Raw genomic sequence first — 24556 nt, forward strand, 5'->3', positions numbered from 1 at the left:
CGCCTGGCATCAAGACGACGACGGATCGCAAGCACCGGAGGGAAACACCGCCAGGACTTTGGTCAGTGGAACTCCGGCGCGCGAACTTCGCCGCTCAGTAGCCGCCTTAAACCGAGCGCGACACAGTCCTTAGGGTGCTCGGCGACAAACGTTCGAACCTGCGTATGCTGAGAAATCTCTTCAGCTAGCTGCGCAACCAAACTTCCTCCTCCGGTCAATGTGATGCCGTTCTCAAGGATGTCCTGCGCAATCTCCGGCGGAGCCTCGTGCAATTGAGCCCTGATCCCTTCGACGATTTGCATGATGTGCTTCGTCCAGACCGAGTGCAGGCTTGCAACCGGGATGGTGCGCACACGCGGGAGTCCCGTAACAATGTCTAGCCCTTTTACACTCACGCTGGTGTCGGTGAGCTGGCCCGCGTAAATTTCGGAGAGCTGCAGCTTCAGCTTCTCAGCTTCCATCGCTCCGATCTGGAACTGATGCCGAGAATGCAGTCTCTCCGACAGCGCCTTGTTCAAGGCGTTCCCGCCGCCACGAACAGAATTAAGCAGGCAGAACCCTCCCAAAGCAATGACTGCAATTTCGGTGGTTCCTGCGCCGCACTCGACGATCATACGAGCGCTCGGTTGTTCTAAATCCAAACCCAAGCCTAGTGCCGCCAAATAGGGCTCCGGGATCAATCTCGGAGTTCCGAACCCAGCATCAATCGCAGCGGTCTTTAAGGCGCGCTGCTCGGCTTGGGTGGCATCGGCGGGGATGCCAATGAACGGTTTGATCCGTCCAAAGCGACGACGCCCTCCTAAAGAGCGACGCACGAACCGCAGGTAGTCTCGCGCTGCGGTCATGTCGCTCAACACGCCGTTCTTTAGAGGATGAACAATCTTTAGGGGCCGAGCAACCCTGCCCTCGTAATTGCTTGCTTCGTCGCCTGCTGTGATAAAGCGCGGAACGGCGTCATAGCCTTGGAAGCAGCAGACCGAAGGCTGATCGAATACGATCCCCGTTCGCGAAGACACCGCGCGCGTGTTCGCAGTTCCAAGATCGATCCCCACCATTGCAGCGGACTGGTTGCTACGCATCGTTCGATTACTGCCTTGATCTGCGCCCGGCTTCTGGGCGGTTTCTGGCTAGGACATCCAGGTTGAATGCATCTCGGCGGCGCCTCAGGAGACGCCCACGCGTCATTGGGTACCTGCTTAAGGGAGGCTACGCCATTGAAGAATGCATGAAGCCGCGACTGAAGCGCAGTGCATCAGTTGGCCAGCTAGGCTCGCTCAAACGCCGCTGAGCGATCCTTGGAAGCCCTTACGCGGCGGATCAGCGCATAAATAGCAAGCCCCGCCAAGTTCCAGATCAGGAACCAGAACTTCGTCTGCTCCGGCAGGCTGAAGAAAAGATAGACGCAGCCTCCGATGGCAATCGGTCCAACGAGCCAGGCGGCTGGCGTCCGAAACCCCCTCTCAGCATCCGGCGAACGGCGGCGCAGGATTAACATACACGCAGCCACAGCAGCGAACGCCACGAGGGTGCCCGCATTTGCCAAGGCCACAATCTCGTCAAGCGGGAAGAAAGCGGCGATTATGCTCACAATCACGAAGGTAAAAGCCGTGGTACGGGCTGGCGCGCCCGAACGGGAAACTCGGGCCAATGCTTTAGGCAATAACCCGTCGCGCGCCATTACGAAGAAGATGCGGCTTTGGCCGTAAAAGAAAGCGAGGATCACCGTGGGCAAAGCGATTACCGCGGAAAGGGCGAGGAAGTGCGCCGCGGCAGACTGCCCGATTTCTCTCAGGATGAGCGCGAGCGGCTCAGGGCTATTGGCGAAGTGGGTGAAGGAAGTGGCGCCTAAGGCTACCGCTGCAATCACCGTATAGATCGCTGCGCAAGCCAGCATCGAGCCTACAATGCCAATGGCGAGGTCGCGCCTTGGATTTCGGGTTTCCTCAGCCGCCGTGGCGATGGCGTCGAAACCATAAAACGCCGAAAAGATGATGGCGGCTGCGGCCATGATGCCCCGCTCAACGCCATCTGGGCTCACGGTTTTCGAAAAACCGTATGGGTTGAATGGTTGCAGGTTTGCCCCGTCGAAATGTGGAACAGCAACCACAACGAACATGACGAGCGCGGCAATCTTTAGCAGTACCAGCACGGCATTAAGCGTTGCGCTCTTGCGCGTTCCCGCGAGCAGCATCGCAGCGACCACCGCAATGATGAAGACCGCCGGGATATTGACCAGGCCGCCCGCGTGTGGGCCCTGCATCAGGGCCATTGGCATTCCGGTCCACGCGTGAAGCAACGGCGCGGCATAACCCGACCAGCCCACCGCCACGGCGCTTACGACCAGACTATACTCGAGGATCAGGCTCCACCCGATAACCCACGCAACAGCCTGCCCCATGACGACATAGCTGTAGGTGTAGGCGCTCCCGGAGGCTGGAATCATCGATGCCGTCTCAGCGTATGCGAGCGCTGCGCACGCGCATACGAAGCCCGCGATCGCAAAGGAGACGAGCACGGCGGGGCCAGCCTTATCTGCGCCGACCCCAATTAGCGTTAGGATGCCGGTGCCGACGATCGCTCCAACACCGAGAAACACAAGGTGCGGCCAACTCATTGTACGAGCCAACCGGTTCGTTTGTCCCGCCGAGTGCTCCCCAAGTTCCTTCCGAACGTTCCAGTTCTTCACATCGCCCCCTTCGATACTAGTCGGCTGGCGAGCGCTTAGTTGGCGATGAGTATGCTGGAGACGATTACCGCCAGCAGCGAAGCGGCGAAAAACGCTCCGAAGATATAGGCCTGGGAGTTTTGAGACTGTGTCACGGCTATTCTCCTTCAGCAGAGCTTCCAAAAGCACGGATGCTCGCGGGAGCCATGATACGCATCGTGCCGCTGCAGGTGGCACCAAAGCCATTGACGGATTCCGCAGATTCTGCGGTCTATGGCGCATGGACCCGCAGGAATCGCTCGACACCATCGATCGGAACATTCTCCGAGTGCTTCAAGGCAACGGTCGCATTACCAATCAAGCGTTGGCGGACCGAGTGCACTTGTCTCCCAGCGCGTGCCTCGCTCGTCTGAAGCGTCTCGAGCACGCGGGCGTAATACAAGGTTATCACGCGCGATTAGATCCTTATCGGTTGGGAATAGGACTGGTGTTGTTCGCGGAGGTTCAGCTGGAAGGCCGTCAGCCGGACGAGCAGGCACGATTTGAGGCTGCCGTAGCGACGCTCCCCAATGTGGTTGAAGTGTCGGACGTCAGCGGTGACGTCGACTACATTCTCAAAGTGGTTGTTGCCGATATGCCCGAGTGGACCAGGCTTAAAGAAGAACTTGTCAGCGGGGAGCTGGGTGTCCGCCGCATTACGACCCACGTGCTAATGCGAAAGCCCAAGATTTTTACCGGCTATCCCGTCGCGGGTTCATGACAGCCGGAAAGACGATGGCGGCCAACTTGAGTCGTGTAGCTGTCGGCCGCCAGCGCGTAGGTCATTTTGGCAATGCGTTGAGCTTATCTAGGTGGCCCTGTACCGTAGGCAGGACGTTGCTTGCGAACTCTTTTAACTGGGGCGAAGTACCGCCGGCTACGTAGTTGCTCAGGACTTGGACAGCCTCTTGGTGAGCGGCAATCTGCTGGCTGACATATAAGCTGTCGAAATTGCTTCCTGCCGCGTTCAGCGCTTCAAGGTCGGCCTTTTGCTTCGCGCTCAATGAAGCCAGCGGAGTAAATGACGGGGTCGATGCGCCCGCGGCTACCTTGAGGTCTTCACCGGCCTCCTTGTGATCCGCAGAGATCATCGCAGCCAGTGCTTTCAGATCAGCCGAGGTAGCCTTGCTCGCGGCCAAGTCTGCGCTCTCGACTTCAAACCTTCCACCGCCCGCAATGGCATTCGCGAAGTCGGCGTTGCCCAGCGCTGCACCTGCGCCGCCCGTTGCGGCGCTACCCGTCTCATTGAGCTGGTTTGACGCATTCAGCTCGGATGTCGACGGCTCTTTCTTGCAGCCGGAACTCACGATGGCGAGGCTGGTGGCGGCGGCGATGATCAGCAGTCGCATGAGAACTTCTCCGTTTATTGGAAAGCAACGTGGCAGCCCGGGCGAGGCATCGGGGGGATGACCGACGCCTCGCCCCCAACCATCTAATCGGTCAGGCCGGCGGGAACCTTTCCGCCATTAGCGGCCAATTGCCGCATCACTTCCTTCTGCAGCCACATGTTCATCTCGGCACTGCCGTCTTTCTCGCCGGTGTAGCCAAGCTCGGTCGCCAGTTCCTTGCGATTGGCTAAGCTTGAGTCCATGTCGAGGAGCTTCATGAGATCGACAATAGACGTCCGCCAGTTGAGGTCGGGATTGCCTTTTGACGCTGAGATGCTCGTCAAAACCTGCTCGACATCTACCTGTTCCGGCGCCTCCATCGTAGACGCAGGTGCAGGTGCGGCGGTAGTCGTCGGCGATCCGCTCGGAACCGAAGAGCCGGTTGGGACGGGCGCGGCCTCAGCCTTCTTGCCGAAAATTGCGTCTTTGATCTTGCCGAAAATACTCATGGTCTCTCTCCCACAAATTCAAATTTATCTTATCGGCCCAGATACTTGCCGGCGGCGCCGATCAGGTCGTCGAGAATGCTTCCAGACCCGGCAGGCGATCGCGGCGCGCTTGCCAAGCCACTGTCGGACGCTGGTTGCCCGCCAAGAATGCCGCCAAGCGCCCCGCCAAGCCCGCCTTGACCCTGGCCCGCCTGTTTCATGACGTAGCCAGCCGCGATCATGGCAAGGATTGGCAGCATTTTCTTGAGGAGCGATGGCTCCACGCCGGATTGGGCCGCCGCGCTGGCGGCAACGGCTCGACTCCCGTCTTTGGAGCCGAAGACCTGTCCGAGAATCTGGTTGCCCTTTTCAACCTCGGTGGGCTCGCTGGAAGTGACATTGTCGAGCAGGTTTCCACCGCCCAGTCCGCCAATACTGCCCAGCAGTCCACCCAGGCCGCCGAGACCAGGGAACGCGCCCGCGGCCTGAGCTTCAGGCGCACCGACCGGGTTTTGAAATCCGGACAAGATGGATGGCAATAAAGCTGTAGCACCGGCTTGCGCTGTTGCAGGGTCGACGCCTAACTCGCGCGAAACCGCCTCTATGGCGTTCGTTTGCTGCAGCATTTGTTCGATGTTCATGGCCCCGCTCCTGTCGCGAAATAAGTTCGCTCAGGACATACGTTTGGGGCCAGCAATAGTTCAGAGCGCGACCGAAATCAGGCGCACTTCAATCGACGATAAACGTCACTGCGAGCGTGACACGCCATTCGGTAACCGAATTGTCGCGGACTACTGCTTTGGTGTCTTTGACCCAAGCGCCCTCAATATTATCAAGTGTTTCGCCTACTTTAGCGATGCCGCTCCGAACGGCGTCTTCGATCCCGCTCGTTGAGCTCGCTACAATCTCGATAGTCTTGGCGACTGCCATCTGTTTTCTCCGATACCCTAGCGTTTGCGTCGTGCCTAATCATCCCGAGCTAAGACTGATGACATATCGCTCAAACCGTCACGGCCCCCGCATTTGCGAGGCCAACGCTGCCTTTCTGGGCGTTGCGGCACGCGCAATCATACAACGTGAACTGATGCCAGAGTAGCGAAATGGTTCAGGTCATCCGGAAGTTGAGACCCTGAAACTCATCCTCGCCATCGATGCCGAGCGATTACTCGTTCTCGGTCGTTCACTTCTTGTCCGCCGCCCAGACTCCCGTGATCGTCCCCCAAAGCTGACTGAACGGGTTGATGTACGGCGCTTTGAACGAGGCAATTAGTTCGCTCGCCTGCGGCCCAGTAAAATAGCCTCCAAACCAGCTGTCGTCCGTCGACCCCGGCACATCGAACTTGCCGGTGAAGGTGGTGCTTCCTGCCGAGTAAACCGTGTCGCGGAACCGATATTCGCCCAGCGGATGCAAATCCCAGCCGTCGCTCACGGAAGGATTCATCACACCGCTCAGCGCCCCACTAGCAAAGTTGAAGCTTAGATCCACTGTCCCGTAAATGTCGTAGTGGTCGCTGCTCACCCCACGAACCTGGCCTGCGTACCCAGCCGAGCCCGTAACTGGTATTTCGCCAGCGAGTGTCGGAATCCCGTACGCGAAGACGCCCCGGGACATTATGTCATTGCCTTCGGCATCCTTCGTGTAACCGGACCAGCTGCCCAAGCTCGAGTAAGTCAAGTTGTCGTCGAATTCAGGCCAGGTAAGCGTCACCCTCAGATCTTGAAGCTCGCCGCTGTCTCCCTTTGTGACCGTGTTGTACGTGCCGGTGAAATTGATCCAACCGGACTCGTCGTATGAGCCATTTCCTCCTAATGTGACGAGGCGGCCGGTTTCGAAGTCCGGTATAGAAATCGTATAGAGCCCATCGGCAGCCGAATAAGCGAATTGGACGTCGTCGGCGCTGAGCTTGGTGGGTCCAACCGGCCAACGCTCCGGAGAATAGTCCGACTGCCCTCCCGCACTGACCACAACAAACGGCAGATTGCTCTGCAAGCCGATGCTCCCATCCGGAATAGGCGGCGGACCCGGTGGCGGCGGCGGAGGTGGCGGCGGCGGTGGCGGTGGCGGTGGCACAGTGGCGACTCCTGCGCCGCTTCCCCCACCTCCGCAGGCCGTGAGCGCAATTGCTGCTCCGAACAGGCCGACCAGCTTCAATCGCGATAAACCAGGCATCGGAATCTCCGTTCGCAAAATCCATGCCGGATTTTGCTCAACGAAGGTCCAAAGGCGATGAAGATGTCCTGATGAAGAACCGATGATCTGGCGATGCGGCATTTATGCTTCGCGACGAGCTGCCCTCTCGCAACTGGCCCATCAACTCGAGTTCGTTACCCCACCTGGCAAATTTCGCGAACGCTATTCCTTAGCCAGCGATGGGCCGGGTCGCCCTCGAGTCGAGGATGCCAAAGCAGCGAAATCGTGAATTCCGGTGCGAGGACGGGTAGCGCGAACGTCTGCATATCCGCCCGCATTTGCTCGGTATGTCGTTCCGGTACGGTTGCGATCAAATCTGAACCACGTGCCAACGCCAATGCGGCGGAAAAACCGTCGACGGTGACAGCGACGTCACGAGCGTATCCCGCCTCTGCAAGCCGATCGTCGACACCGCCGAGGTCGATCCCCTCCCTCCAGGCGATTACGTGCCTCGCCTCTGCGTAGCCCTCGATCGTTAGTCCTTGGCGCACAAGCGCATGGCCTGCGCGAGTGACAGCAACATACCTGTCGGAAAACAGCGCTTGAGCCCGAACCTCGGGCCCTATCGAGGCAGCAACAACCCCGGTCTCCAGATCGACCGTACCGTCGCGAAGTCCTTGGCTGCTCTTATCGAGCTTACGAACGAAGCGAAGCTGAACACTGGGCGCCTCCTCACTCACTTTCTGGATCAGGCGCGGGCCGAAAGTTTCAGCGAACCCATCGCTTGCCCTGATGGTGAACGTTCGGTGCAAGGTCGCCAATTCCAGTCCGTCGGACGGTCGAAGGAGCACTTGAGCCTCTTCCACGAGCTCTCGTACCTTGGCCCTCATTTCCTCAGCACGCGGCGTGGGAACTAGACCTCTCCCCGCTCGAACCAGGATCTGGTCCCCGGTAACATTACGGAGTCGGGCCAAGGCCCGGCTCATCGCAGATGGACTTAATGCCAACCGTTTTGCCGCGCGGGTGACGTTGCCCTCGTCGAGGAGGACGTCGAGGGTTTCCAGCAGGTTCAAATCAGGCCTGAACATTGCATTTTGATAAGGCGTTTTACGCAACAATGGAATGCAATTGATGCGCCTTCTGCAATGTAGGTCGCGGGATTATCCGAGGTCGGCGAACACATTGGAGACCCGCGATGGCGAAGACTGCGTTGGAAGCATTTGTTGCGGATGTGCGCAGCGTATGGGGTCCGATCAACTCTGACCTGGTGCGCCAAACTCAAGAATGGATGAACCGCCTCACTTCGGCGAATGAGAAAGAAGATTGGCTAGCCTCGCTTCTCAGCGAGCGACCGGCCACGCGCGAGCTTCACCGAGATCCGTCCCATGGCTTCATGCTCCTCGCCCATGGTGAGCAGGCCGGCCTTTACCGCGCGCCCCACGATCATGGCCGCGCATGGGTCTGCTACGCCGTCCAGTCCGGCGAGCTAGAAATCAGCACCTACGTGCGCGTTCCATGGGGCGATGGATCGCGACTGGTTCGGCGCGAAACACACATTCTTCGCCCCGGGCACGCACGTCTCTATTTTCCCGGGGACATCCACGACACGCGCTGCCTGACTGAACAGGCTCTGGTCTTCCGCTTTACCGAGCGTGATCTGCGGCATGAGGATCAAGTGGAAAACAAGCTGACCCGGTTCATCGAGCAGGATGGCCATTGGGTTTCCCCGCCAGTCGTCGCATGAAGATCCGCGAACACCTGAGCCTTCTTGCCGTCCTTTGTTCGATGGCAATGGTGGTGCTGGATGCTGGCATGCTCAACGTTGCACTGCCTACCTTATCCAACGCGCTGGCTGTTGGACCAGCAGACATCATCTGGTCAGTGAGCGCTTACCAGATGGCGCTGCTGGTGGGACTGCTCCCATCGGCGCAACTGGCGGAGCGCTTTGGTCACCGCAGGATGTTCGTGGCCGGCCTCATGATTTACCTCGCGGCCTCGGTGCTGTGTTCAGTGTCTCCCAATCTCTTGGCGCTCTTAGTTGGGAGAGTATTCCAGGGCCTCGGCGGCGCCGTGATCATGGCATTAGGCATTGCGATCTTGCGTGTCGTGCTGGGCCCAGACCGGCTTGGGAAAGCGATAGGTTGGAACGCGCTGGTTGTGGCGCTGAGTTCCGCGGCTGCCCCTGCCCTAGCCGCTGCCATCCTGGCTGCGGGATCTTGGCAGTGGCTTTTCCTGGCGAAGCTCCCAATCGGAATCGTCGCATTGGCCGCCAGCATTGGCTTTCCGCCGAGCAACAGCACGCGAAGCTCTATCGATGGCGTCGCAATCGTCATCCATGCGGCGTCGGCAGTGCTCATACTTTTCGCGTTCGAGCGTCTGAATAGCCAGCCCGCCATGGCGACGGTCGCATTGGTTGGCGTAGCGGGCCTCGCCAGATGGATGATTGCGCGTGAGAAGATGCGCCAAGTTCCGCTCTGGCCAGTGGACTTGCTGGCGAACCGACCGCTACGGACTGCCGTCTATGCATCGGTAGCCTGTTTCACGGCGCAGTCGGCTGGTTTGGTAGCCTTGCCCTTACTGCTACAGTTAGGCTTGGGCACGAGTGTCATCGATACTGCTATTGTGATGATGTTCTGGCCCGTTGCAGTAGCAGTTACTGCTCCGATCGCTGGGCGGCTCTCGGAACGCGCCGATCCGTCTATTCTATGTTCGATAGGAGGCATGCTTCTCGGCGCAGGCCTCCTGATTGCCTGTTTCTCCCCCGCGAGTGCTGGCCTATCCCCGTATGTCGCCGCAGCGGTCGTAAGCGGAGCCGGGTTTGGACTATTCCAAGTGCCCAACAATCGAACGATGTTCCTATCGGCACCCCCCGATCGCGCAGCGGCAGCGGGCGGGATGCAGGGGAGCGCTCGGCTGTCCGGCCAAACGTTTGGAACTCTACTCGTTGGTCTGCTCCTCGGCTATTACCCAACTACCGACGCAGTCAGTCTGGCAGTGGGCCTGGGCGGACTCAGTGCATTGGTAGCCTCGATGGTCAGCTTTTCGAATTTACCGCGCTTCGTGCAGCGCCATCACGCGTAGGCGTAATCTCCACGAATGGGAGCTCCCCTATGAATACGATAACATCAATACTTGCGGGTCTATTCCTCGGTGCCCTGGCTATCGCCCCTTCCTTCGCGTGGACGCCTGACGCCACTGCATCGTCGATCTCCGTTTCCCAAGCCGTCGTGGAAGACGCCGGTCACGCCCGCATTCCCGTCGTCATCTGGGCACCCGCTACTGGAGAAAAACTACCGCTCATCGTCATGTCGCATGGCACGGGGGCCGGTCCATTAGCACACGTCGACACGGCGCAAGCTCTGGCTGACGCTGGATTTGTCGTGGTTGCTCCAATGCATCCCGGAGACAATTTCCAGGAGGATGTCTCAGTCGGTAAACACCAGTGGTTCGTGGACCGATCGAGGCACGTCTCCAAAGTCCTAGACTATATGCTGGGCCAGTGGGACGGACGCATGCGTCTTGCCCCGTCCCGGGTCGGCATGTTCGGCATGTCCGCCGGAGCCACCACCGCTCTTATCTCGGCCGGCGGAAAGCTGGACCTCGCGAGCGTGGATGAGCACTGCAAGAAGCAGCCGGAATTCGTCTGCAAGATCATGACGCCTGCAGCGCCCGAAACCACACCACCCCCGTTCGTTCGGGAGCCGCGGATTGTTGCTGAAGTGATCGTTGCACCTGGCCTCAGCTTTGCGTTTGAGCCCAACGGTCTTAGCGACGTAAAGATTCCCGTTCAGCTCTGGTCGGGATCCTCAGACGAGACCGTCCCCTATGCGACGAATTCCGGGGTTATTCGAAAACTTCTCAAAGGCCAGGTCGAGTTTCATTCCGTTGAGAATGCGGTGCATCTCTCCTTTCTTGCGCCCTGCACCCCAGAGAGCCCGCCCTTCATTTGCAAAGATAATCCAGGCTTCGATCGGTCCGCCTTTCACCAAACCTTCAATCGCAATGTTGTGAGCTTCTTTCGAGCGCACCTTCGGGGCCCGTCCAGCGGTGGCAAATGACGATCGGGGACGAAATAACGCTCAAAAGGGCGCGGCAGAACAGCTGTTTTCTGCGAAGAATGCACCGGACTTGTGGCTTTCAACGCGATCGATTGACATCCCGCCAAAGTTGAGGTCCCCTACGTGCATGCGTGAATCATCCGCCCTGACGACCAATCCGACCGCTGCGACCCTGTCGCTGCGTTGGTGGTGGCGTGGGCCCGAGCGATGGCGCGCGCGCAGCCGATAATCCGTGGTTTCCCGGATCATCTGACTGAAGGCCCGCCATCGCAGCGGGCCTTTTCTTTTGCGCGCACGCCACTCCCCAAGGATTCAACTTATGACCGCTACCGCCTTCTGTTTGCCTGAGACGACCTCAGCACCCTTCGACACTAACGCTACACCACTAGAGGACCTCGGCCCGGTCCCAAATCCATTGCCGCGCCTCCTATCCGGGCACGACCTGACTGCCGACGAAGCCATGCACTTATTTGAGCGGCTTGTGCTTGGCCGGCTGCAGCCCGCTGAAATCGCGGCCTTGCTGATTGCCCTTCGAATGAAAGGCGAGACCGACCAGGAAATGATCGGTGCCGCTCGGGCATTAATCGGCACTGCCCAGCCGTTCGAGCGGCCTGCTTATCTCTACGCTGACTGCTGCGGCACTGGTGGAGACGGATCCGGTTCAATTAACGTATCAACGGCAACGGCACTGGTTGCGGCCGCCTGCGGCCTTCCCGTAGCCAAGCATGGCAATCGCTCCGTCTCCAGCCGTTGCGGCTCGGCCGATGTGCTGCAAGCCCTTGGCGTCCGACTTGATGTTGATGCAGCGGTTGCACGGCGAGCACTAGACCAGACCGGGTTTTGCTTCCTCAACGCGCCTTCCTACCACCCAGGCATGAAGCACGCCGCTCCGGTAAGGCAGCAGCTGCAGGTGCGCACGGTGATGAACCTACTCGGTCCCTGTGTGAACCCCGCGCGGCCGAAGGTGCAGTTACTTGGAGTAGCGGATCCCGAGCGCTTGATGCCCATTGCCCGCACGCTTGAGGCAATGGGCACCGAACGAGCTTTGGTAGTGCACGGAAGCGGCCTCGACGAGGTCGCCTTGCATGGCCCGACAACTGCCATCCGCCTAACTAACGGCACCTTCGAGCAAATCGAAATCACACCGGAAGACGCCGGCATATCCCGTGCCGAACCAGATACAATTACCGGCGGCGCGCCTGAAGAAAATGCCAAGCGTCTCAAGAACCTCCTCAACGGCCGCGGCAACGATGCCGAGCGTGACATCGTCAGGCTCAACGCGGCCGCTCTGCTGGTAACCGCTGGCGTCGCCAGCGACTTGCGAGACGGTGCAGGAATGGCGCTGGAAGCAATCAGGAGCGGCGCTGCTTCTCGGGTTCTTGCAGCTTACGTGGAGGCGACAAATGGCTGACGTCCTTGCCCGCATTGTTGCGCGCAAGCGGACCGAAGTTGCTGCGCGCATTGCTGAACCCATTGCAGCTGAACCAACACGCCGCTCGCTGCGCGCAGCACTCGCCAAACCTGGCGCGCGTTTCATCATGGAGGTCAAGCGGCGCAGTCCTTCTGGCCACGCAGCCCGTCACTCGCTGGAGAATGCGGTCCGCGCCTATGCGCCCGTGGCAGACGCAATCAGCGTTCTCACTGACGAGGCGGACTTCGGTGGTTCTCTCGAAGACCTGCGCGCGGTCCGTGCACGTTTCGATGGGCCGATCCTCGCAAAGGACTTCGTTGTCCATCCGAGCCAGGTTCGCGAAGCGCGAGCGGCGGGAGCCGATGCCGTTCTCGCCATGATGTCCGTGCTCGATGACCACGAGGCCGCGGCTGTCATGCACGAAGCCCGCGAACTCGGCATGGATATCATCGTCGAAGTACACGACGAGGACGAATTGGCTCGCGCACTGGCGCTGGGCGCTGACATCGTCGGCATCAATAATCGTGACCTAACATCGCTCTCGATCGACCTTTCGGTGACGGAAGGCCTTGCCCCAAAGGTGCCAGACAACGTGTTAGTCATCGCCGAAAGTGGGATCTCCGGACGATCGGATGTCACCCGGCTGGCGCCTTATGTCGATGCTTTCCTGGTGGGCTCGGCTCTAATGGCCGCCGATGATATCGGACGAGCCACGCGGAGCTTGGTCCACGGCCAAGTGAAGATTTGCGGGCTGACGCGGGTCGAAGATATTGCGGAAGCGGCGCGCCTGGGCGCGACTGATGTCGGCTTCATCTTTCATGCTGCCAGCCCCCGCCGCACCACAGCGGAACAAGCGCGAATTCTCATCGGCGCGGCGCGAAATGCCGGGCTGCGGAGCGTCGGCGTCTTTTCCGGGGACGACCCGCACATTGCTGACACCGCTAGGCTTCTCGGGCTGGATGCAGTGCAGGTGCATGGCTCCGTAGACCCGACTTTGACCACGTCGCTGGCCGGCCGAGATCTGATCGGGGTCTGCGCAATTCGTGACGGCATCACCGATCCGCCCCCGGCATGTTCAGACAGATTGCTGTTCGACAGCGGCGACGGCGGCACGGGACAAAGCTTCGACTGGGGCGTAATTGATGGTCATCCGGCCCTGGCAACCGCTTTTCTCGCGGGAGGCATCAACCCGGCAAATGTAGCCGCGGCTGCCCAGGTCGGCGCAGCAGGAATCGACCTCTCCAGCGGGATCGAGACAGCGCCGGGTATCAAGGATCATGACAAGATGGCGGCGCTATTTGCGGCGTTGCGCCCCGCCGCAAGGAGCGACACATGAAATTGGATGGACGTTTTGGCCGCTTCGGCGGGGCATATGTACCGGAGATTCTGGTCCCAGCTCTCGAGCAACTGGAATCCGCCTTTCTCGATGCTCAGACGGATGAGGCATTTCAGGCAGAACTTGCCACCCTTTTGTCGACTTATGCCGGCCGGCCGACACCACTGACGCGCTGTCGTAATCTGGGTGGTGGCGCCACGCGGATTTATCTCAAACGGGAAGATTTGCTCCACGGCGGCGCGCACAAAACCAACCAGGTCCTCGCCCAGGCGCTTCTCGCCCGGAGGATGGGCAAGACCAGGCTCATTGCCGAGACCGGGGCCGGGCAGCACGGTGTTGCGACCGCACTGGCCGGCGCCCTCTTTGGCCTCAAAACCGTTGTCTACATGGGCGCGGACGATGTCGCCCGCCAGCAACTCAACGTCTTCCGAATGGAGCTGATGGGCGCGACGGTAGTACCGGTTACGGCCGGCGGGCGAACACTCAAGGACGCCGTCAACGAAGCATTACGTGACTGGACCGCGAGCTTCGAGAACACGCATTACCTCCTCGGAACGGTTGCCGGTCCCCACCCTTTCCCGCTCATGGTTCGTGAGTTTCAGCGTGTCATCGGCAAGGAGGCACGCGAACAAATCTTGGCCTTGGAAGGGCGCCTGCCCGACATGGTGATCGCGTGCGTTGGCGGAGGGTCCAACGCGATCGGCATCTTTTCCGATTTTGTGGACGATCCAGACGTGGCGCTGATCGGGATCGAGGCAGCCGGCAAAGGGCTGGATGGTTCGGAACATGGCGCGACTTTGCTTCGCGGCCGAACCGGTATCCTTCACGGCGCCGAGACGTTGCTGTTGCAGGACAGCGACGGCCAGGTTGCCGATACCTGGTCGGTCTCAGCTGGGCTCGACTATCCCGCCGTTGGCCCCGAGCATGCCCACCTTCAGGATATCGGACGTGCAACTTATGCCGGAATAACCGACGAGGATGCACTGGACGCCTTCGTCGCACTCGCCCGGGCCGAAGGCATCGTCGCAGCGTTCGAGAGCTGCCATGCCCTTGCTCATGCTTTGAAGTTGGCGGAGAGCGGAAATGATCAAATCCTGCTCGTGAACCTGTCCGGTCGTGGCGACAAGGACATGGCCCAGGCGCAAAGGTTGTTAGCGGCGCATTCGCTGAGGGCCGCGGCATGACGCGATATGCTGCAATGTTCGCCCGTTGCGCGGCCAGCAATCAGGCCGCGTTCGGCGCGTTCCTAATGCTCGGCGATCCAAATCCGGTAGCCTGCGCTGATTACCTCGACGCGCTGGTTGCAGGCGGAGCGGACATGATCGAGCTTGGCATTCCGTTTAGCGATCCGGTTGCCGACGGCCCCGTGATCCAGTCTGCAGCGGCTCGTGCACTGGCCGCCGGCGTTCGCACCGCGGACGCCCTGGCATTGGTGGCCGACTTTCGCAGCCGCCATGCCAACGTGCCAATTGGCATCCTTACCTACGCCAATATCGTTGCTGCTCGCGGGATCGATGCGTTCTGCCAGGAGCTAGCCGCTGCCGGTGCGGACAGCCTTCTCGTCGCCGATGTGCCCACCTTAGAGGCAGCGCCTTATTCTCGAGCGGCCAAAGCGGCGGGCATCGACCTCGTGATGATCGCCGCGCCCAATACCCCCCAAGCGACATTGGCGAGGATTGCCTCCCTATCCGGCGGCTACACCTATTGCGTCGCTCGCGTGGGAGTAACCGGGCACGGCGAAGCGCCTCGGTTTGATCACCGACCCCTGCTTGACGGGCTTGCAGCGGTAGGCGCGCCGCCCCCGATACTTGGCTTCGGTATCGGTTCTGCAGAGCAGGTAACGGCTGCTTTGGCAGAGGGCGTAGCGGGCGTGATTAGCGGCTCGGCAATCGTCGAGAGGATCGCACGGGGCGAGGGCCCCGATGAGGTGGCTGCCTTTGTTGCCGATCTTAAAGCTGGGACGCGGCAGCCCGAGCTACGGGGGGTTGCCACCAGCGGCTGAGGTCGGTAGAGGCGTGTTTCACTGTTTCATCACGCTGTAACAAGGTCATGCCGAACACTCCGCTCTCAGACGCACGCTCCGCACTTGCCGACGACCTCGCCGACGCGCTTGTTGCCCTCGAAAACGCCGAGGACGCACGTGCCTTCCTGACGGACCTTTGCACGCCGGCGGAAGTGCATGCGCTCGCCGAGCGATGGCACGTCGCAAAGCTGCTCGACGAGGGCGCGATGACCTACCGGGAAATTCACGATGCGACCGGGGTCAGCACGACAACGGTCGTCCGCGTTGCGAGATTTCTCAGGCAGGAACCGAATGGCGGCTACCGCCGCCTCCTCGATCGGCTGAGGCCCACAAAATGAGCCCCGATCGCAACCGGATTCACCTTGCCGTTCAGAAATCGGGTCGGCTGAGTGAAGAATCGCTGTCGCTTCTGAAGGGCGCGGGCCTGCGGCTGTCGCGCGGTGGAAAGTCTTCGCTGTCGGCACGAGCGGACAACTACCCTCTCGACCTGATGCTGGTGCGGGATGACGACATACCCACGTTCGTCGCGGACGGCGTATGCGAGCTCGGTATTGTCGGGCAGAACGTCCTCGAGGAATATGCGCTGGGCCAGCCTGACCGCCGGATCGAGGAAGTCGCGCGGCTTGGATTTGGACGCTGCAGTCTCAAGATCGCCGCGCCCGATAGCCTCAACTTCTTCAAGCTGAAAATGTTGGAAGGGCAGCGCATCGCGACCAGCTATCCGAACATTCTTCGCCGTTTCTTGGACACCCAAGGGATCAGTGCCGACATCGTCACGATGCGCGGCGCCGTCGAGCTTGCGCCTAGACTGGGGATTGCCCGGTTCATCTGCGACCTGGTTTCAACCGGCGCGACCCTTGACGCGAACGGGCTCGCCCCGGTTGCCGACGTTTTCGACAGCGAAGCGGTGATGATCCGTACGCTCAAGCCGGTCGACGCGCCGCACCGGGCGAAAATGGACGGGCTTCTGACCCGCATCGGCGGCGTTATTGCGACCCAGGAAAGCAAATATATCGTTCTGAATGCGCCCGAAAGCGCACTGCCTGCGATCAGCAAAATTCTGCCTGGCGCCGAGGCGCCGACGGTAGTGCCGCTGGTCGGCCGTCCCGGACAGGTTGCCGTCCAAGCCGTCTGCCAAGAGTCGGTTTTTTGGGAGACGCTTGAGCGCCTCAAAGGCGCAGGCGCATCGGCAATCCTAGTGATGCCCATCGAAAAGATGATGATGTGAAAAGGTTCGACTGGTCCGATCGCGGCAGCCGTGCCGCTGCGCTCGCCCGGCCGCAAGCTCGGGAAAACGACGCCCTCCTCGCGGACGTGCGCAATATAGTCGAGGAAGTTCGAACAGGCGGATGGGCCGCGTTGGTGGAACAGAGCCGGCGGATCGATGGCTTCGCCCCACGCCGCCTACCCGTCGCTCCATTCGCGCGCGTTGGCCGTGAGATGATCCCCGCCGCCACGCAGGCCGCGATGCAGTTCGCAGCGCAGAACATCGAGAGCTTTCACCGCCAGACGCTCCCGAAGGACGTGCAGGTGCTTACCTACCCCGGCCTCGCGGTTTCCAAGCTATGGCGTCCGCTCGACCGGGCCGGGCTCTACGTTCCCGGTGGACGCGCGCCCCTCTTCTCGACCTTGATGATGCTTGCCATTCCAGCGAAGGTAGCTGGCGTTCAGGAACTGGTAGTCGTCACGCCGCCCCGGCCGGACTGTACGCTGCACCCGGCCATCGCGCTTGCCGCTGAACTGTGCGGTGTTGAAGCGATCTGGACAGTTGGAGGAGCGCAGGCCATCGCCGCGCTCGCTTTCGGAGCCGGGGACATCCCGGCCGTCGACAGGATTTGCGGCCCCGGAAATTCGTGGGTTGCTGCGGCCAAGGCTCAAGTCGCCGCGATGCGCGGCGGGCCCGGGATAGACCTCCCGGCTGGACCGAGCGAGTTGCTGGTTCTTGCCGATCGCAGCGCTGATCCTGCAACCGTCGCCGCAGATCTTCTCAGCCAAGCCGAGCATGATCCAGATGCGCAGGTACTTCTCGTTTCGCCATGTTCAGAAGTCCTCGATGCGGTCGAAGCGGCGTTCGCGATACAGTCGGGAAGACTGGGGACGACGCTCGCTCCGTTCCGATCAATTGCCTGCGCCGACATTGAGGAAGCAGTTGCGATCGCCAACACCTACGCACCGGAGCATCTCTGCCTTGCCGTATCTGACGCCCCGACGCTGCTGCCTTCCATTCGCAATGCCGGGGCCGTGTTTGTCGGCGGCTCTGCAGCAGAGAGCTTTGGCGACTACCTGGCGGGTTCGAGCCATGTCCTGCCGACCGACGGTGCCGCCCGCTTCACCGGCGGGGTTTCGACGCTCACCTTTATGAAGTCGATGACAGTCCAGCAGCTGAGCTCGCAAGCAGCGGCATCCCTCGCGGCGCCCGCCGCGGCGCTTGCTCGGCTCGAAGGACTGGAGGCACACGCCCTCGCTGCCCAGGCAAGGGCCGCATCATGACCCTCATTACGCGGCTGGCTCGCCCCGCAATTCTTGCGCTTCCTCCCTCCGATATCGCCGGCCCACCCCTGCCCGGCACGGTGAGGCTGGACGCCAACGAAAACCCCTATCCGGCGCTCGTGGCCACGGGTGGAGACCTCAACCGATATCCAGAACCACAGCCGGATGTCCTGCGCCGCCGACTGGCGGACCTTTATGCGGTGCAACCGGAGCGCCTGTGGGTCACCCGGGGCAGCGATGATGCGATCGACCTGTTGATCCGCACCTTTTGCGAGGCCGGCAAAGATTCGATTGGAATCGTCGAGCCCACCTTCTCTGCCTATGCCCAGTTTGCGAGCGTGCAGGGTGCCGGAGTGATTAGGGCTCGCCTCGACGACCAGTTCGCTTTCAATGCCGACAAGGTCATTGAGGCAATGACTGCTCAACGGCCAAAGCTTCTGTTTCTATGCACCCCCAATAATCCAACGGGGACCCGCGTAGCGCCCGAAGACGTTCGACGTATCGCTTCAGCGCTTCCTGACACGATCGTGGTCGTCGATGAGGCCTATATCGAGTTTTCCGACGATCCTGGCCTTGCCGCAGAGGCTTCCGGAAATCTTGTCGTACTTCGTACCCTGTCCAAGGCCTTTGGATTGGCAGGCGCAAGGATCGGTTGCGCGATCGGCTCACCTGAGTTGATCGAACTCCTGGCACGCGTGTCGCCCCCCTACCCACTTCCCGGTCCAAGCATTGCTGCCGCACTGGACGCACTGGGTCCCGAGAGAATGCCGCTGCACCGCAAGCGCATCGGCGACCTTATTGCCGAACGGGAAAGGCTGGCGGGACTGCTTGATGGTGTCGGAGAGATCCGGTCCATCCGCTCCGGCGGCAATTTCCTGTTCCTGGACGTCGTCGATCCGCAGGGCTTGGCGCGGCGGTTGGCGGCGGCCGGCGTGCGAGTTCGGTTCCGCCCCAATGCCTTGCCCGGCGGAGTCCGCGTCAGCATCGGCACAGCTGCAGAAAACGCTGCGCTGCTTGCCATTTTCGGAATGACAAACAACACCAGCAATCGGCGCGCCGAGCTGGTACGGGACACCAAGGAGACACGGATTGCTGTGGCGATCGACCTCGATCGCGACGAACCGCGCGTCATCGATACAGGCGTCGCTTTCTTTGACCATATGCTGGACCAGGTTGCGGCCCATGCCGGCTTTGCGCTCACGCTCACATGTCGCGGAGACACCGATGTCGACGCGCATCACACCGTTGAAGATGTGTCCATTGCGCTCGGCGGCGCCGTGCGTCAGGCGCTGGGCGACAAGCGCGGTATCGGCCGTTTCGGCTTTGCCCTCCCAATGGACGAGGCGGCGGGCCAGGTGCTGCTGGATCTTTCGGGCCGGCCATTCGCCAAGTTCGAGGGACAATTCGAAACTCCTGCCGTTGGAGACCTGCCCACCCAGATGGTCCCGCACGTTTTCCGCAGCTTGGCAGAGTCCCTCGGCGCGGCAATCCACGTCGAGGTCAGCGGCGATAATGACCATCACAAGGTTGAGGCGGCCTTCAAGGCGTTCGGTCGGGCGCTGCGGCAAGCTGTCGCGAAGGGCAGTAGCGCGGGGCTTCCGTCCACCAAAGGTGTGCTTTGACCAGCCTCGTCATCCTCGATCTGGGCTACGGAAACACGCGTTCGGTCGCGCTGGCGTTCGAGAGGCTTGGCCGCCAGCCCATACTGACTTCCGACCCGGCCGTCGCAGCGTCGGCCGAGCACCTCGTGATGCCGGGGGTCGGCGCGGCGAGCAGCGCCATGACGCGATTCCGGGAGACCGGACTGGATGAAATCCTCCGCCACCGCACAGCGCCAACGCTGGGCATTTGCCTCGGCATGCAGTTGCTGTTCGAGGAGAGCGAGGAGGACGGCGGTACCTCCCTGCTGGCCCTACTTCCTGGAACCGTTGCCGCGCTTGAACCAGTTCCGTCCGCTCCCGTTCCAAACATGGGCTGGTGCGCCTTGTCCGACGTCCAGCCGGGGCTCGGCGTAGCGGAAGACGAGCATTTCTGCTTCGCGCATAGCTTCGCTTGTCCTGATGGCCCCTACACCGCAGCAAGAGCGATACATGGAAACACCGCCTTCCCGGCGCTAGTACGCGCGGGACCGCTGTGGGGCGCGCAATTTCATCCCGAACGCTCGTCCGCGGCGGGCGCGCGGTTTCTGTCAGCGTTCCTCGCGTCATGATCCTGGTGCCCGCGATCGACTTAGTTGGTGGACGCTGCGTGCGACTGGCGCAGGGCGATTTCGCCCGCGAGACGGTTTATGACGCCGACCCCGCCGACGCATTAGCTGGCTTCGCCGCCGCAGGAGCGAGCGAAGCACATCTTGTGGACCTTGATGGCGCGCGAGCGAGAGAACCCCGCCAGCACGAACTTTTCGCCGTCTTGGCAAGAACGGCACCGCTAGCTCTCCAGGTTGCCGGGGGTTTCCGCACTCCAGACCACGTTGGGCGAATGCTCGAAACAGGTATCGCGCGTGTCGTGATCGGGAGCCTGGCCCTCGATGATCCGGATGCCTTTGCCGCGCTGATCGACAAGTACGGAAATGACCGCATCGTGCTTGCCCTTGATGTCCGCCTCGATGATGGCATTCCAATTGTCGCAACTCACGGCTGGCTGACCACCACGGGACGGACCCTCGATGAGGTCCTCAAGCAGTTTGGGTCAGTTCGCCACCTATTGGTAACGGACATCTCACGCGACGGCATGATGGAGGGGCCAAATCTGGCGTTGATGCGGACGGTTGCTGCTTCTTATCCCGAAATTGAGCTGCAGGCATCGGGCGGAGTTGCCGTGCTTGGCGACCTTGCAGCGCTTAGCGCGATTGGCGCGGCGCGCGCGATCGTTGGAAAAGCAATCTGGGAGCGGCGCTTCACGGTTGCGGAAGGGCTAGCCCATGCCCGCGGCTAGGATCATTCCCTGCCTCGACGTCGCTAATGGACGCGTTGTGAAAGGCGTTCGCTTCCGCGACCACCGCGACATGGGCGATATCGTGGACCACGCGCTGCGCTACCGCGATGAGGGCGCCGATGAACTCGTTTTCTACGATATCGAAGCCAGCGCTGACGGCCGCAGCCTCGATCCGCGCTGGGTCGAGAGGGTCGCAGAGGTCATCGACATTCCATTCAGTGTTGCGGGCGGCATCGCTAACGTCGCAACCGCGCGCGGTGCCCTGTCGGCGGGGGCGGACAAGATCAGCGTCAATTCGCCGGCCCTCGCCCGGCCCCCGCTGATTGCTGAGTTGGCTGCAGCCTTTGGCCGGCAATGCGTAGTGGTCGGCATCGACAGCCTTCGCGAAAGCGATGGGCGCTTGGCCGTTAAACAACTCACAGGACGCCCCGAGGCGACGCGTGACAGCGGCCGCGGCACGCTGGAATGGGCACGTGAGGCCGTGGCGCTTGGGGCAGGAGAAATTGTGCTCAACTGCATGGACCGTGATGGCGTCAGGCAGGGCTATGATCTGGAACAGTTGAAGGCGCTGGTTGCAGCCGTCGACGTTCCGGTCGTGGTCTCAGGCGGCGCTGGCGCACCTGCTGATTTCGCCGCAGCATTTCGTGCCGGAGCCAGCGGAGCGTTGGCCGCGTCGGTATTCCATGAGCAGCGCATCGCTGTCCCCGAGCTCAAGGCTTTCCTGGCGCGTGAGGGACTTGAGGTACGCAGATGATCGATATGCTCAGCATCGCATGGGACAAGGTCGGCGGGTTAATTCCGGCGATCATCCAGGATCGCGACGGAATGGTCAGGATGCTTGGTTATATGGATCAGGCCGCGCTGACCGCGACGCTCGATACCGGCTACGTCACCTTCTTCAGCCGCTCAAAAGGGCGGCTCTGGGTCAAGGGCGAAACGAGCGGTAACCGGCTTCGCCTGCTAACGGCTCAGCTCGATTGCGACTGCGACGCACTGCTGGCGACCGTCGATCCAGAAGGCCCTACTTGTCACACCGGCAGCGCCAGTTGTTTTGGTGATGCAGGCTCTCCGTTTTTTCCCTCAGTATTGGAGCAGGCCATTTCGGACCGCGCGGACGCAGATCCCGCCTCCAGTTACACGGCCGGCCTCGTTGCCGAGGGCGTGAAGCGCATTGCGCAGAAGGTCGGCGAAGAAGGAGTTGAGGTAGCGATCGCGGCCATTGGCGGAGAGCGTGACGAGTTAATCTCCGAGGTCGCGGACTTAGCTTATCACCTTACCGTTTTGCTCCATGCCTCCGGCCAGAGCTGGTCGGACGTAGCCTCAGTTCTGGAACAGCGTCACAAAGCAAGCAGCGCTACTGCCTCGTCGTAAAGTTCACGCGTAGCAGCAGCGACAATCCGGCCCTCGTTCCAATCCTGTCCGCCGTGCCAATCACCGATATATCCGCCTGCGCCGCGCACGACCGGTACCAACGCGTCGATGTCATGCCGCTGCAGACTGTTCTCAATCACGAGATCGATGCCCCCAGTTGCAACGCGAGCATAGGCCAGCGCGTCCAAGCCATATCGGACCACCAGCGAGTTCACCCTCACCCGCTCAAAAGCTTCCGCCTCCGGTCCTGAAAACAAATAAGGGTCGGTCGTCGACAGCCTTGCCTTGGCGACGTTAACGCAACCGCTCGATCGTACACTTGAGCCATTGCGCCGTGTCACACCGTTCACCGCCGTCAGCCGCTCGTCCAATGCTGGGCAATCGATCATGCCAGCGACGTGTTCGTCGCCTTCGATCAGCCCAACGAGCACACTCCAGCTCGGCAGGCCGCAAATCAGCGCGCGGGTACCGTCGACGGGATCAAGGCTCCAGTAGCGGGCCGCTCCTTCATTGGACCAGCCTTCCTCTTCTCCCGATACCCCATCAGCAGGAAAGACCTTGAGTATCTTGGAGCGCATCGCCCGCTCGATCGACCGATCAAGATCGGTCACAGGATCGAAAAGGTCCTTGCCCTTGTCATCAAACGATGGGGCGCAAGAGTGGGCCGCCCAGCACTCCCGAGCGATCTCGGACAAAGCCAGCAACATTACCTCAGTTTCATGCATGACGGCGCTCATCTACAGAAAACTCGTGAGCCGCAAGATTGCCGGGCGATGATCAGGTTGTCGCGTTCGTTAAGAGCCGTCGATGACCCCTGTCGGCTCTCCCAGCTCAGGTCCCGATCCAACGAGGCAATCAGGCTATCCGGCCGACCCATACCTTGCGAACCTGCTGCGCGAAGCTGCGGCTAACCGGAACTGTTAGTCCATTACGCAGGCGGATCTGAAGCCCGTCACCTTCCTTGGAGATAGTCTCGACCGCTCGGGTCGCAACCCACCACCGCCGATGGACCTGCAGACCATCTTCCAAGGTCAACGCGCTCAAAGCATCGGCGAACCGCATCGCTACCAACTGGTCGGTCCGATCTGTGTAGAGCCTTACGTAATGATCCTCGGAGTTCACGGCGAGCAATGCACCGATGCCACCGACCTCGGCAAACTTGACCAGTCTGTCGCGCGGCGGATGACCTTCCGCACGGAGCAGCCCATCCTCCCGCCGCACCGTCCACCCATGGGTGAGCAGCAGTAGCGGAACCGAAAGCAAGGAAACATCGCCTGCGATCGCCAACAGGTCTCTCGCTCCAAGATCCCGTTCAACCCTCAGGAGCATCTCGGCCCAAGCCACCTCAAACGAAGTCGGAATTGACGCGAGCAATGCCGCCGCGATCACGATCGGCCAGCGGGGCCAGCGACGTTCTTCCATGGATGTGACGAGCAGCGACAATATCGCGACGCCCTGCAACCACATCAGCAGCGTCAAGCCGACCCAATACGCATAGCGCTCGAAACTGGCTAACTCGGCAAAGGTACCGAACGGTCCCAACCGCCCCAGAAGCAGGCCCGCCGCGATGACGACGGCAAGGCGCACAGTCCAGCCCTCCATTCGCTCGCCAGCGTCACTCACGAATTTCTGCCGCCTTTCACGAAACGTCGCTTGCTCGAAGACCGTCCGCAAGGAAACCGAAATGTGTTCGCGACGCAATTGGCGACGCATGACCAGGGAGTTTGATATGTTCCGATATTACTTGGCCGTTGGTGCATTTTGGCTTGCGTCAGGCCTCAACACACCAGTCTTGGCCGCCCCGCCCAGCGAGACGGATCGCCGAGCACTTGAACAACTTGCAGCCGACAATGATGCTGCATGGAATGCAAAGGACGTTGCGACGATTGCCTCCCAATATGCTGACGCTGGCAGTGTTCGCGTATCGCCGCAGTCACCGGTGATCGTGGGGCGTCAACCAGTGACAGGCTTCTTCAACGAGGCATTTTCGCGGCGAAGGGGCACTCACCGGCACATTACGAACCTCGATCACATTGAGCTGATTTCGCCTGATATGGCCTTCGCCGATGCCGCGGTCCGGGTCGAGCGAGAGGAACCTGACGGCACATGGGTCCTCGTTCGGACGTTTCGCAGCGTTACCATTGCCGTTCGGGAAGGACTCGCTTGGAAGCTTCGGGCAGTTCGCGCCATCCCCCTTTGATGCCGTGGCTTTAAGAGCGAGTTTTTAGCTGGCGTCTTCCACCATTCTTGCGCCTCTTCGGCCTGAGCACGTCAATCTCGGG

The 24556-nt window shown here is 60.9% G+C and carries 27 protein-coding genes; 17 read left to right on the top strand and 10 right to left on the bottom strand.

The genetic code is table 11. The annotated features are described in order from the left end of the window. Positions 1 to 62: 62 nt before the first annotated feature. On the bottom strand, positions 63 to 1079 hold the full coding sequence (locus tag D3M59_RS11105; RefSeq protein ID WP_119533744.1) for a rod shape-determining protein: 1017 nt from the start codon (positions 1077 to 1079) through the stop codon (positions 63 to 65). Positions 1080 to 1264: 185 nt separating this feature from the next. Then, positions 1265 to 2614 carry an amino acid permease gene (locus D3M59_RS11110; protein ID WP_119533745.1) on the bottom strand — a complete coding sequence of 450 codons (1350 nt, stop codon included), beginning with the start codon at positions 2612 to 2614 and terminating at the stop codon, positions 1265 to 1267. A 331-nt stretch (positions 2615 to 2945) separates the two neighbouring features. Here D3M59_RS11110 and D3M59_RS11115 point away from each other — a divergent pair, with 331 nt between their 5' ends. Further along, complete coding sequence (locus D3M59_RS11115; protein ID WP_119533746.1) at positions 2946 to 3425, top strand: Lrp/AsnC family transcriptional regulator; 480 nt, start codon at positions 2946 to 2948, stop codon at positions 3423 to 3425. 61 nt (positions 3426 to 3486) lie between these two features. Here D3M59_RS11115 and D3M59_RS11120 read toward each other — a convergent pair whose 3' ends face one another. The 6 genes from D3M59_RS11120 to D3M59_RS11145 all read right to left on the bottom strand — a co-directional run bounded on the left by D3M59_RS11120 (position 3487) and on the right by D3M59_RS11145 (position 7739). Further along, positions 3487 to 4053: a DUF4142 domain-containing protein gene (locus tag D3M59_RS11120; RefSeq protein ID WP_119533747.1), complete on the bottom strand. Its 567-nt coding sequence runs from the start codon at positions 4051 to 4053 to the stop codon at positions 3487 to 3489. An 83-nt stretch (positions 4054 to 4136) separates the two neighbouring features. Continuing rightward, complete coding sequence (locus D3M59_RS11125; protein WP_119533748.1) at positions 4137 to 4541, bottom strand: DUF3597 domain-containing protein; 405 nt, start codon at positions 4539 to 4541, stop codon at positions 4137 to 4139. Positions 4542 to 4570: 29 nt separating this feature from the next. After that, entirely contained in the window at positions 4571 to 5161 is a 591-nt protein-coding gene (locus tag D3M59_RS11130) for a DUF937 domain-containing protein (RefSeq protein WP_119533749.1), read from the bottom strand. 88 nt (positions 5162 to 5249) lie between these two features. After that, positions 5250 to 5450, bottom strand: a complete 201-nt coding sequence (locus tag D3M59_RS11135) for a dodecin family protein (protein ID WP_119533750.1) — start codon at positions 5448 to 5450, stop codon at positions 5250 to 5252. A 250-nt stretch (positions 5451 to 5700) separates the two neighbouring features. Next, positions 5701 to 6690 (bottom strand): HupA family protein, encoded by a 990-nt coding sequence (locus D3M59_RS11140; RefSeq protein WP_147416757.1) that lies wholly within the window; start codon positions 6688 to 6690, stop codon positions 5701 to 5703. Between the two features lie 155 nt (positions 6691 to 6845). Beyond that, entirely contained in the window at positions 6846 to 7739 is an 894-nt protein-coding gene (locus tag D3M59_RS11145) for a LysR family transcriptional regulator (RefSeq protein ID WP_119533752.1), read from the bottom strand. Between the two features lie 107 nt (positions 7740 to 7846). On the opposite strand from D3M59_RS11145, the gene D3M59_RS11150 reads away from it, so the two are divergent. From D3M59_RS11150 to hisIE, 15 genes are all read left to right on the top strand, one after another. Next, a complete protein-coding gene (locus D3M59_RS11150) occupies positions 7847 to 8395 on the top strand; it encodes a cupin domain-containing protein (RefSeq protein ID WP_119533753.1) in 549 nt (182 codons plus the stop codon). After that, the gene (locus D3M59_RS11155; protein WP_119533754.1) at positions 8392 to 9732 is read left to right on the top strand and encodes an MFS transporter; all 1341 of its coding nucleotides are present in this window, start codon (positions 8392 to 8394) and stop codon (positions 9730 to 9732) included. Before D3M59_RS11150 ends, D3M59_RS11155 begins: the two co-directional genes overlap by 4 nt. Positions 9733 to 9761: 29 nt before the next feature. Then, positions 9762 to 10709 carry an alpha/beta hydrolase family protein gene (locus D3M59_RS11160; protein WP_119533755.1) on the top strand — a complete coding sequence of 316 codons (948 nt, stop codon included), beginning with the start codon at positions 9762 to 9764 and terminating at the stop codon, positions 10707 to 10709. Between the two features lie 319 nt (positions 10710 to 11028). Continuing rightward, positions 11029 to 12120, top strand: coding sequence for an anthranilate phosphoribosyltransferase (gene trpD / locus D3M59_RS11170; protein ID WP_119533757.1), 1092 nt, complete (start codon positions 11029 to 11031; stop codon positions 12118 to 12120). Next, positions 12113 to 13456, top strand: coding sequence for a bifunctional indole-3-glycerol-phosphate synthase TrpC/phosphoribosylanthranilate isomerase TrpF (gene trpCF, locus D3M59_RS11175; RefSeq protein ID WP_119533758.1), 1344 nt, complete (start codon positions 12113 to 12115; stop codon positions 13454 to 13456). The genes trpD and trpCF overlap by 8 nt, the downstream gene beginning before the upstream one ends. Then, on the top strand, positions 13453 to 14640 hold the full coding sequence (gene trpB / locus D3M59_RS11180) for a tryptophan synthase subunit beta (protein WP_119533759.1): 1188 nt from the start codon (positions 13453 to 13455) through the stop codon (positions 14638 to 14640). Before trpCF ends, trpB begins: the two co-directional genes overlap by 4 nt. Beyond that, positions 14637 to 15458, top strand: coding sequence for a tryptophan synthase subunit alpha (trpA, locus tag D3M59_RS11185; RefSeq protein WP_119533760.1), 822 nt, complete (start codon positions 14637 to 14639; stop codon positions 15456 to 15458). The genes trpB and trpA overlap by 4 nt, the downstream gene beginning before the upstream one ends. Before the next feature lie 47 nt (positions 15459 to 15505). Further along, entirely contained in the window at positions 15506 to 15817 is a 312-nt protein-coding gene (locus D3M59_RS11190) for a YerC/YecD family TrpR-related protein (protein ID WP_119533761.1), read from the top strand. Then, complete coding sequence (gene hisG / locus D3M59_RS11195; RefSeq protein ID WP_119533762.1) at positions 15814 to 16707, top strand: ATP phosphoribosyltransferase; 894 nt, start codon at positions 15814 to 15816, stop codon at positions 16705 to 16707. The genes D3M59_RS11190 and hisG overlap by 4 nt, the downstream gene beginning before the upstream one ends. Then, positions 16704 to 17969, top strand: coding sequence for a histidinol dehydrogenase (gene hisD / locus D3M59_RS11200; RefSeq protein WP_119533763.1), 1266 nt, complete (start codon positions 16704 to 16706; stop codon positions 17967 to 17969). Before hisG ends, hisD begins: the two co-directional genes overlap by 4 nt. Continuing rightward, entirely contained in the window at positions 17966 to 19591 is a 1626-nt protein-coding gene (gene hisC, locus D3M59_RS11205; RefSeq protein ID WP_119533764.1) for a histidinol-phosphate transaminase, read from the top strand. Before hisD ends, hisC begins: the two co-directional genes overlap by 4 nt. Beyond that, complete coding sequence (gene hisH / locus D3M59_RS11210; protein ID WP_119533765.1) at positions 19588 to 20178, top strand: imidazole glycerol phosphate synthase subunit HisH; 591 nt, start codon at positions 19588 to 19590, stop codon at positions 20176 to 20178. The genes hisC and hisH overlap by 4 nt, the downstream gene beginning before the upstream one ends. Next, positions 20175 to 20903, top strand: coding sequence for a 1-(5-phosphoribosyl)-5-[(5-phosphoribosylamino)methylideneamino]imidazole-4-carboxamide isomerase (locus tag D3M59_RS11215; RefSeq protein WP_119533766.1), 729 nt, complete (start codon positions 20175 to 20177; stop codon positions 20901 to 20903). The genes hisH and D3M59_RS11215 overlap by 4 nt, the downstream gene beginning before the upstream one ends. Then, on the top strand, positions 20890 to 21657 hold the full coding sequence (gene hisF / locus D3M59_RS11220) for an imidazole glycerol phosphate synthase subunit HisF (RefSeq protein ID WP_119533767.1): 768 nt from the start codon (positions 20890 to 20892) through the stop codon (positions 21655 to 21657). The genes D3M59_RS11215 and hisF overlap by 14 nt, the downstream gene beginning before the upstream one ends. Beyond that, positions 21654 to 22274 (top strand): bifunctional phosphoribosyl-AMP cyclohydrolase/phosphoribosyl-ATP diphosphatase HisIE, encoded by a 621-nt coding sequence (gene hisIE / locus D3M59_RS11225; RefSeq protein ID WP_119533768.1) that lies wholly within the window; start codon positions 21654 to 21656, stop codon positions 22272 to 22274. Before hisF ends, hisIE begins: the two co-directional genes overlap by 4 nt. Here hisIE and D3M59_RS11230 read toward each other — a convergent pair. Beyond that, entirely contained in the window at positions 22241 to 23011 is a 771-nt protein-coding gene (locus D3M59_RS11230; protein WP_119533769.1) for an inositol monophosphatase family protein, read from the bottom strand. The genes hisIE and D3M59_RS11230 overlap by 34 nt on opposite strands. A gap of 118 nt (positions 23012 to 23129) precedes the next feature. Beyond that, the gene (locus D3M59_RS11235) at positions 23130 to 23897 is read right to left on the bottom strand and encodes a LytTR family DNA-binding domain-containing protein (protein ID WP_158582017.1); all 768 of its coding nucleotides are present in this window, start codon (positions 23895 to 23897) and stop codon (positions 23130 to 23132) included. Between the two features lie 88 nt (positions 23898 to 23985). Here D3M59_RS11235 and D3M59_RS11240 point away from each other — a divergent pair, with 88 nt between their 5' ends. Beyond that, positions 23986 to 24474 carry a DUF4440 domain-containing protein gene (locus D3M59_RS11240; RefSeq protein ID WP_147416758.1) on the top strand — a complete coding sequence of 163 codons (489 nt, stop codon included), beginning with the start codon at positions 23986 to 23988 and terminating at the stop codon, positions 24472 to 24474. Positions 24475 to 24556 lie beyond the last annotated feature (82 nt).

It is taken from the genome of Sphingomonas edaphi (assembly GCF_003583725.1).
Lineage (GTDB): Bacteria > Pseudomonadota > Alphaproteobacteria > Sphingomonadales > Sphingomonadaceae > Sphingomicrobium > Sphingomicrobium edaphi.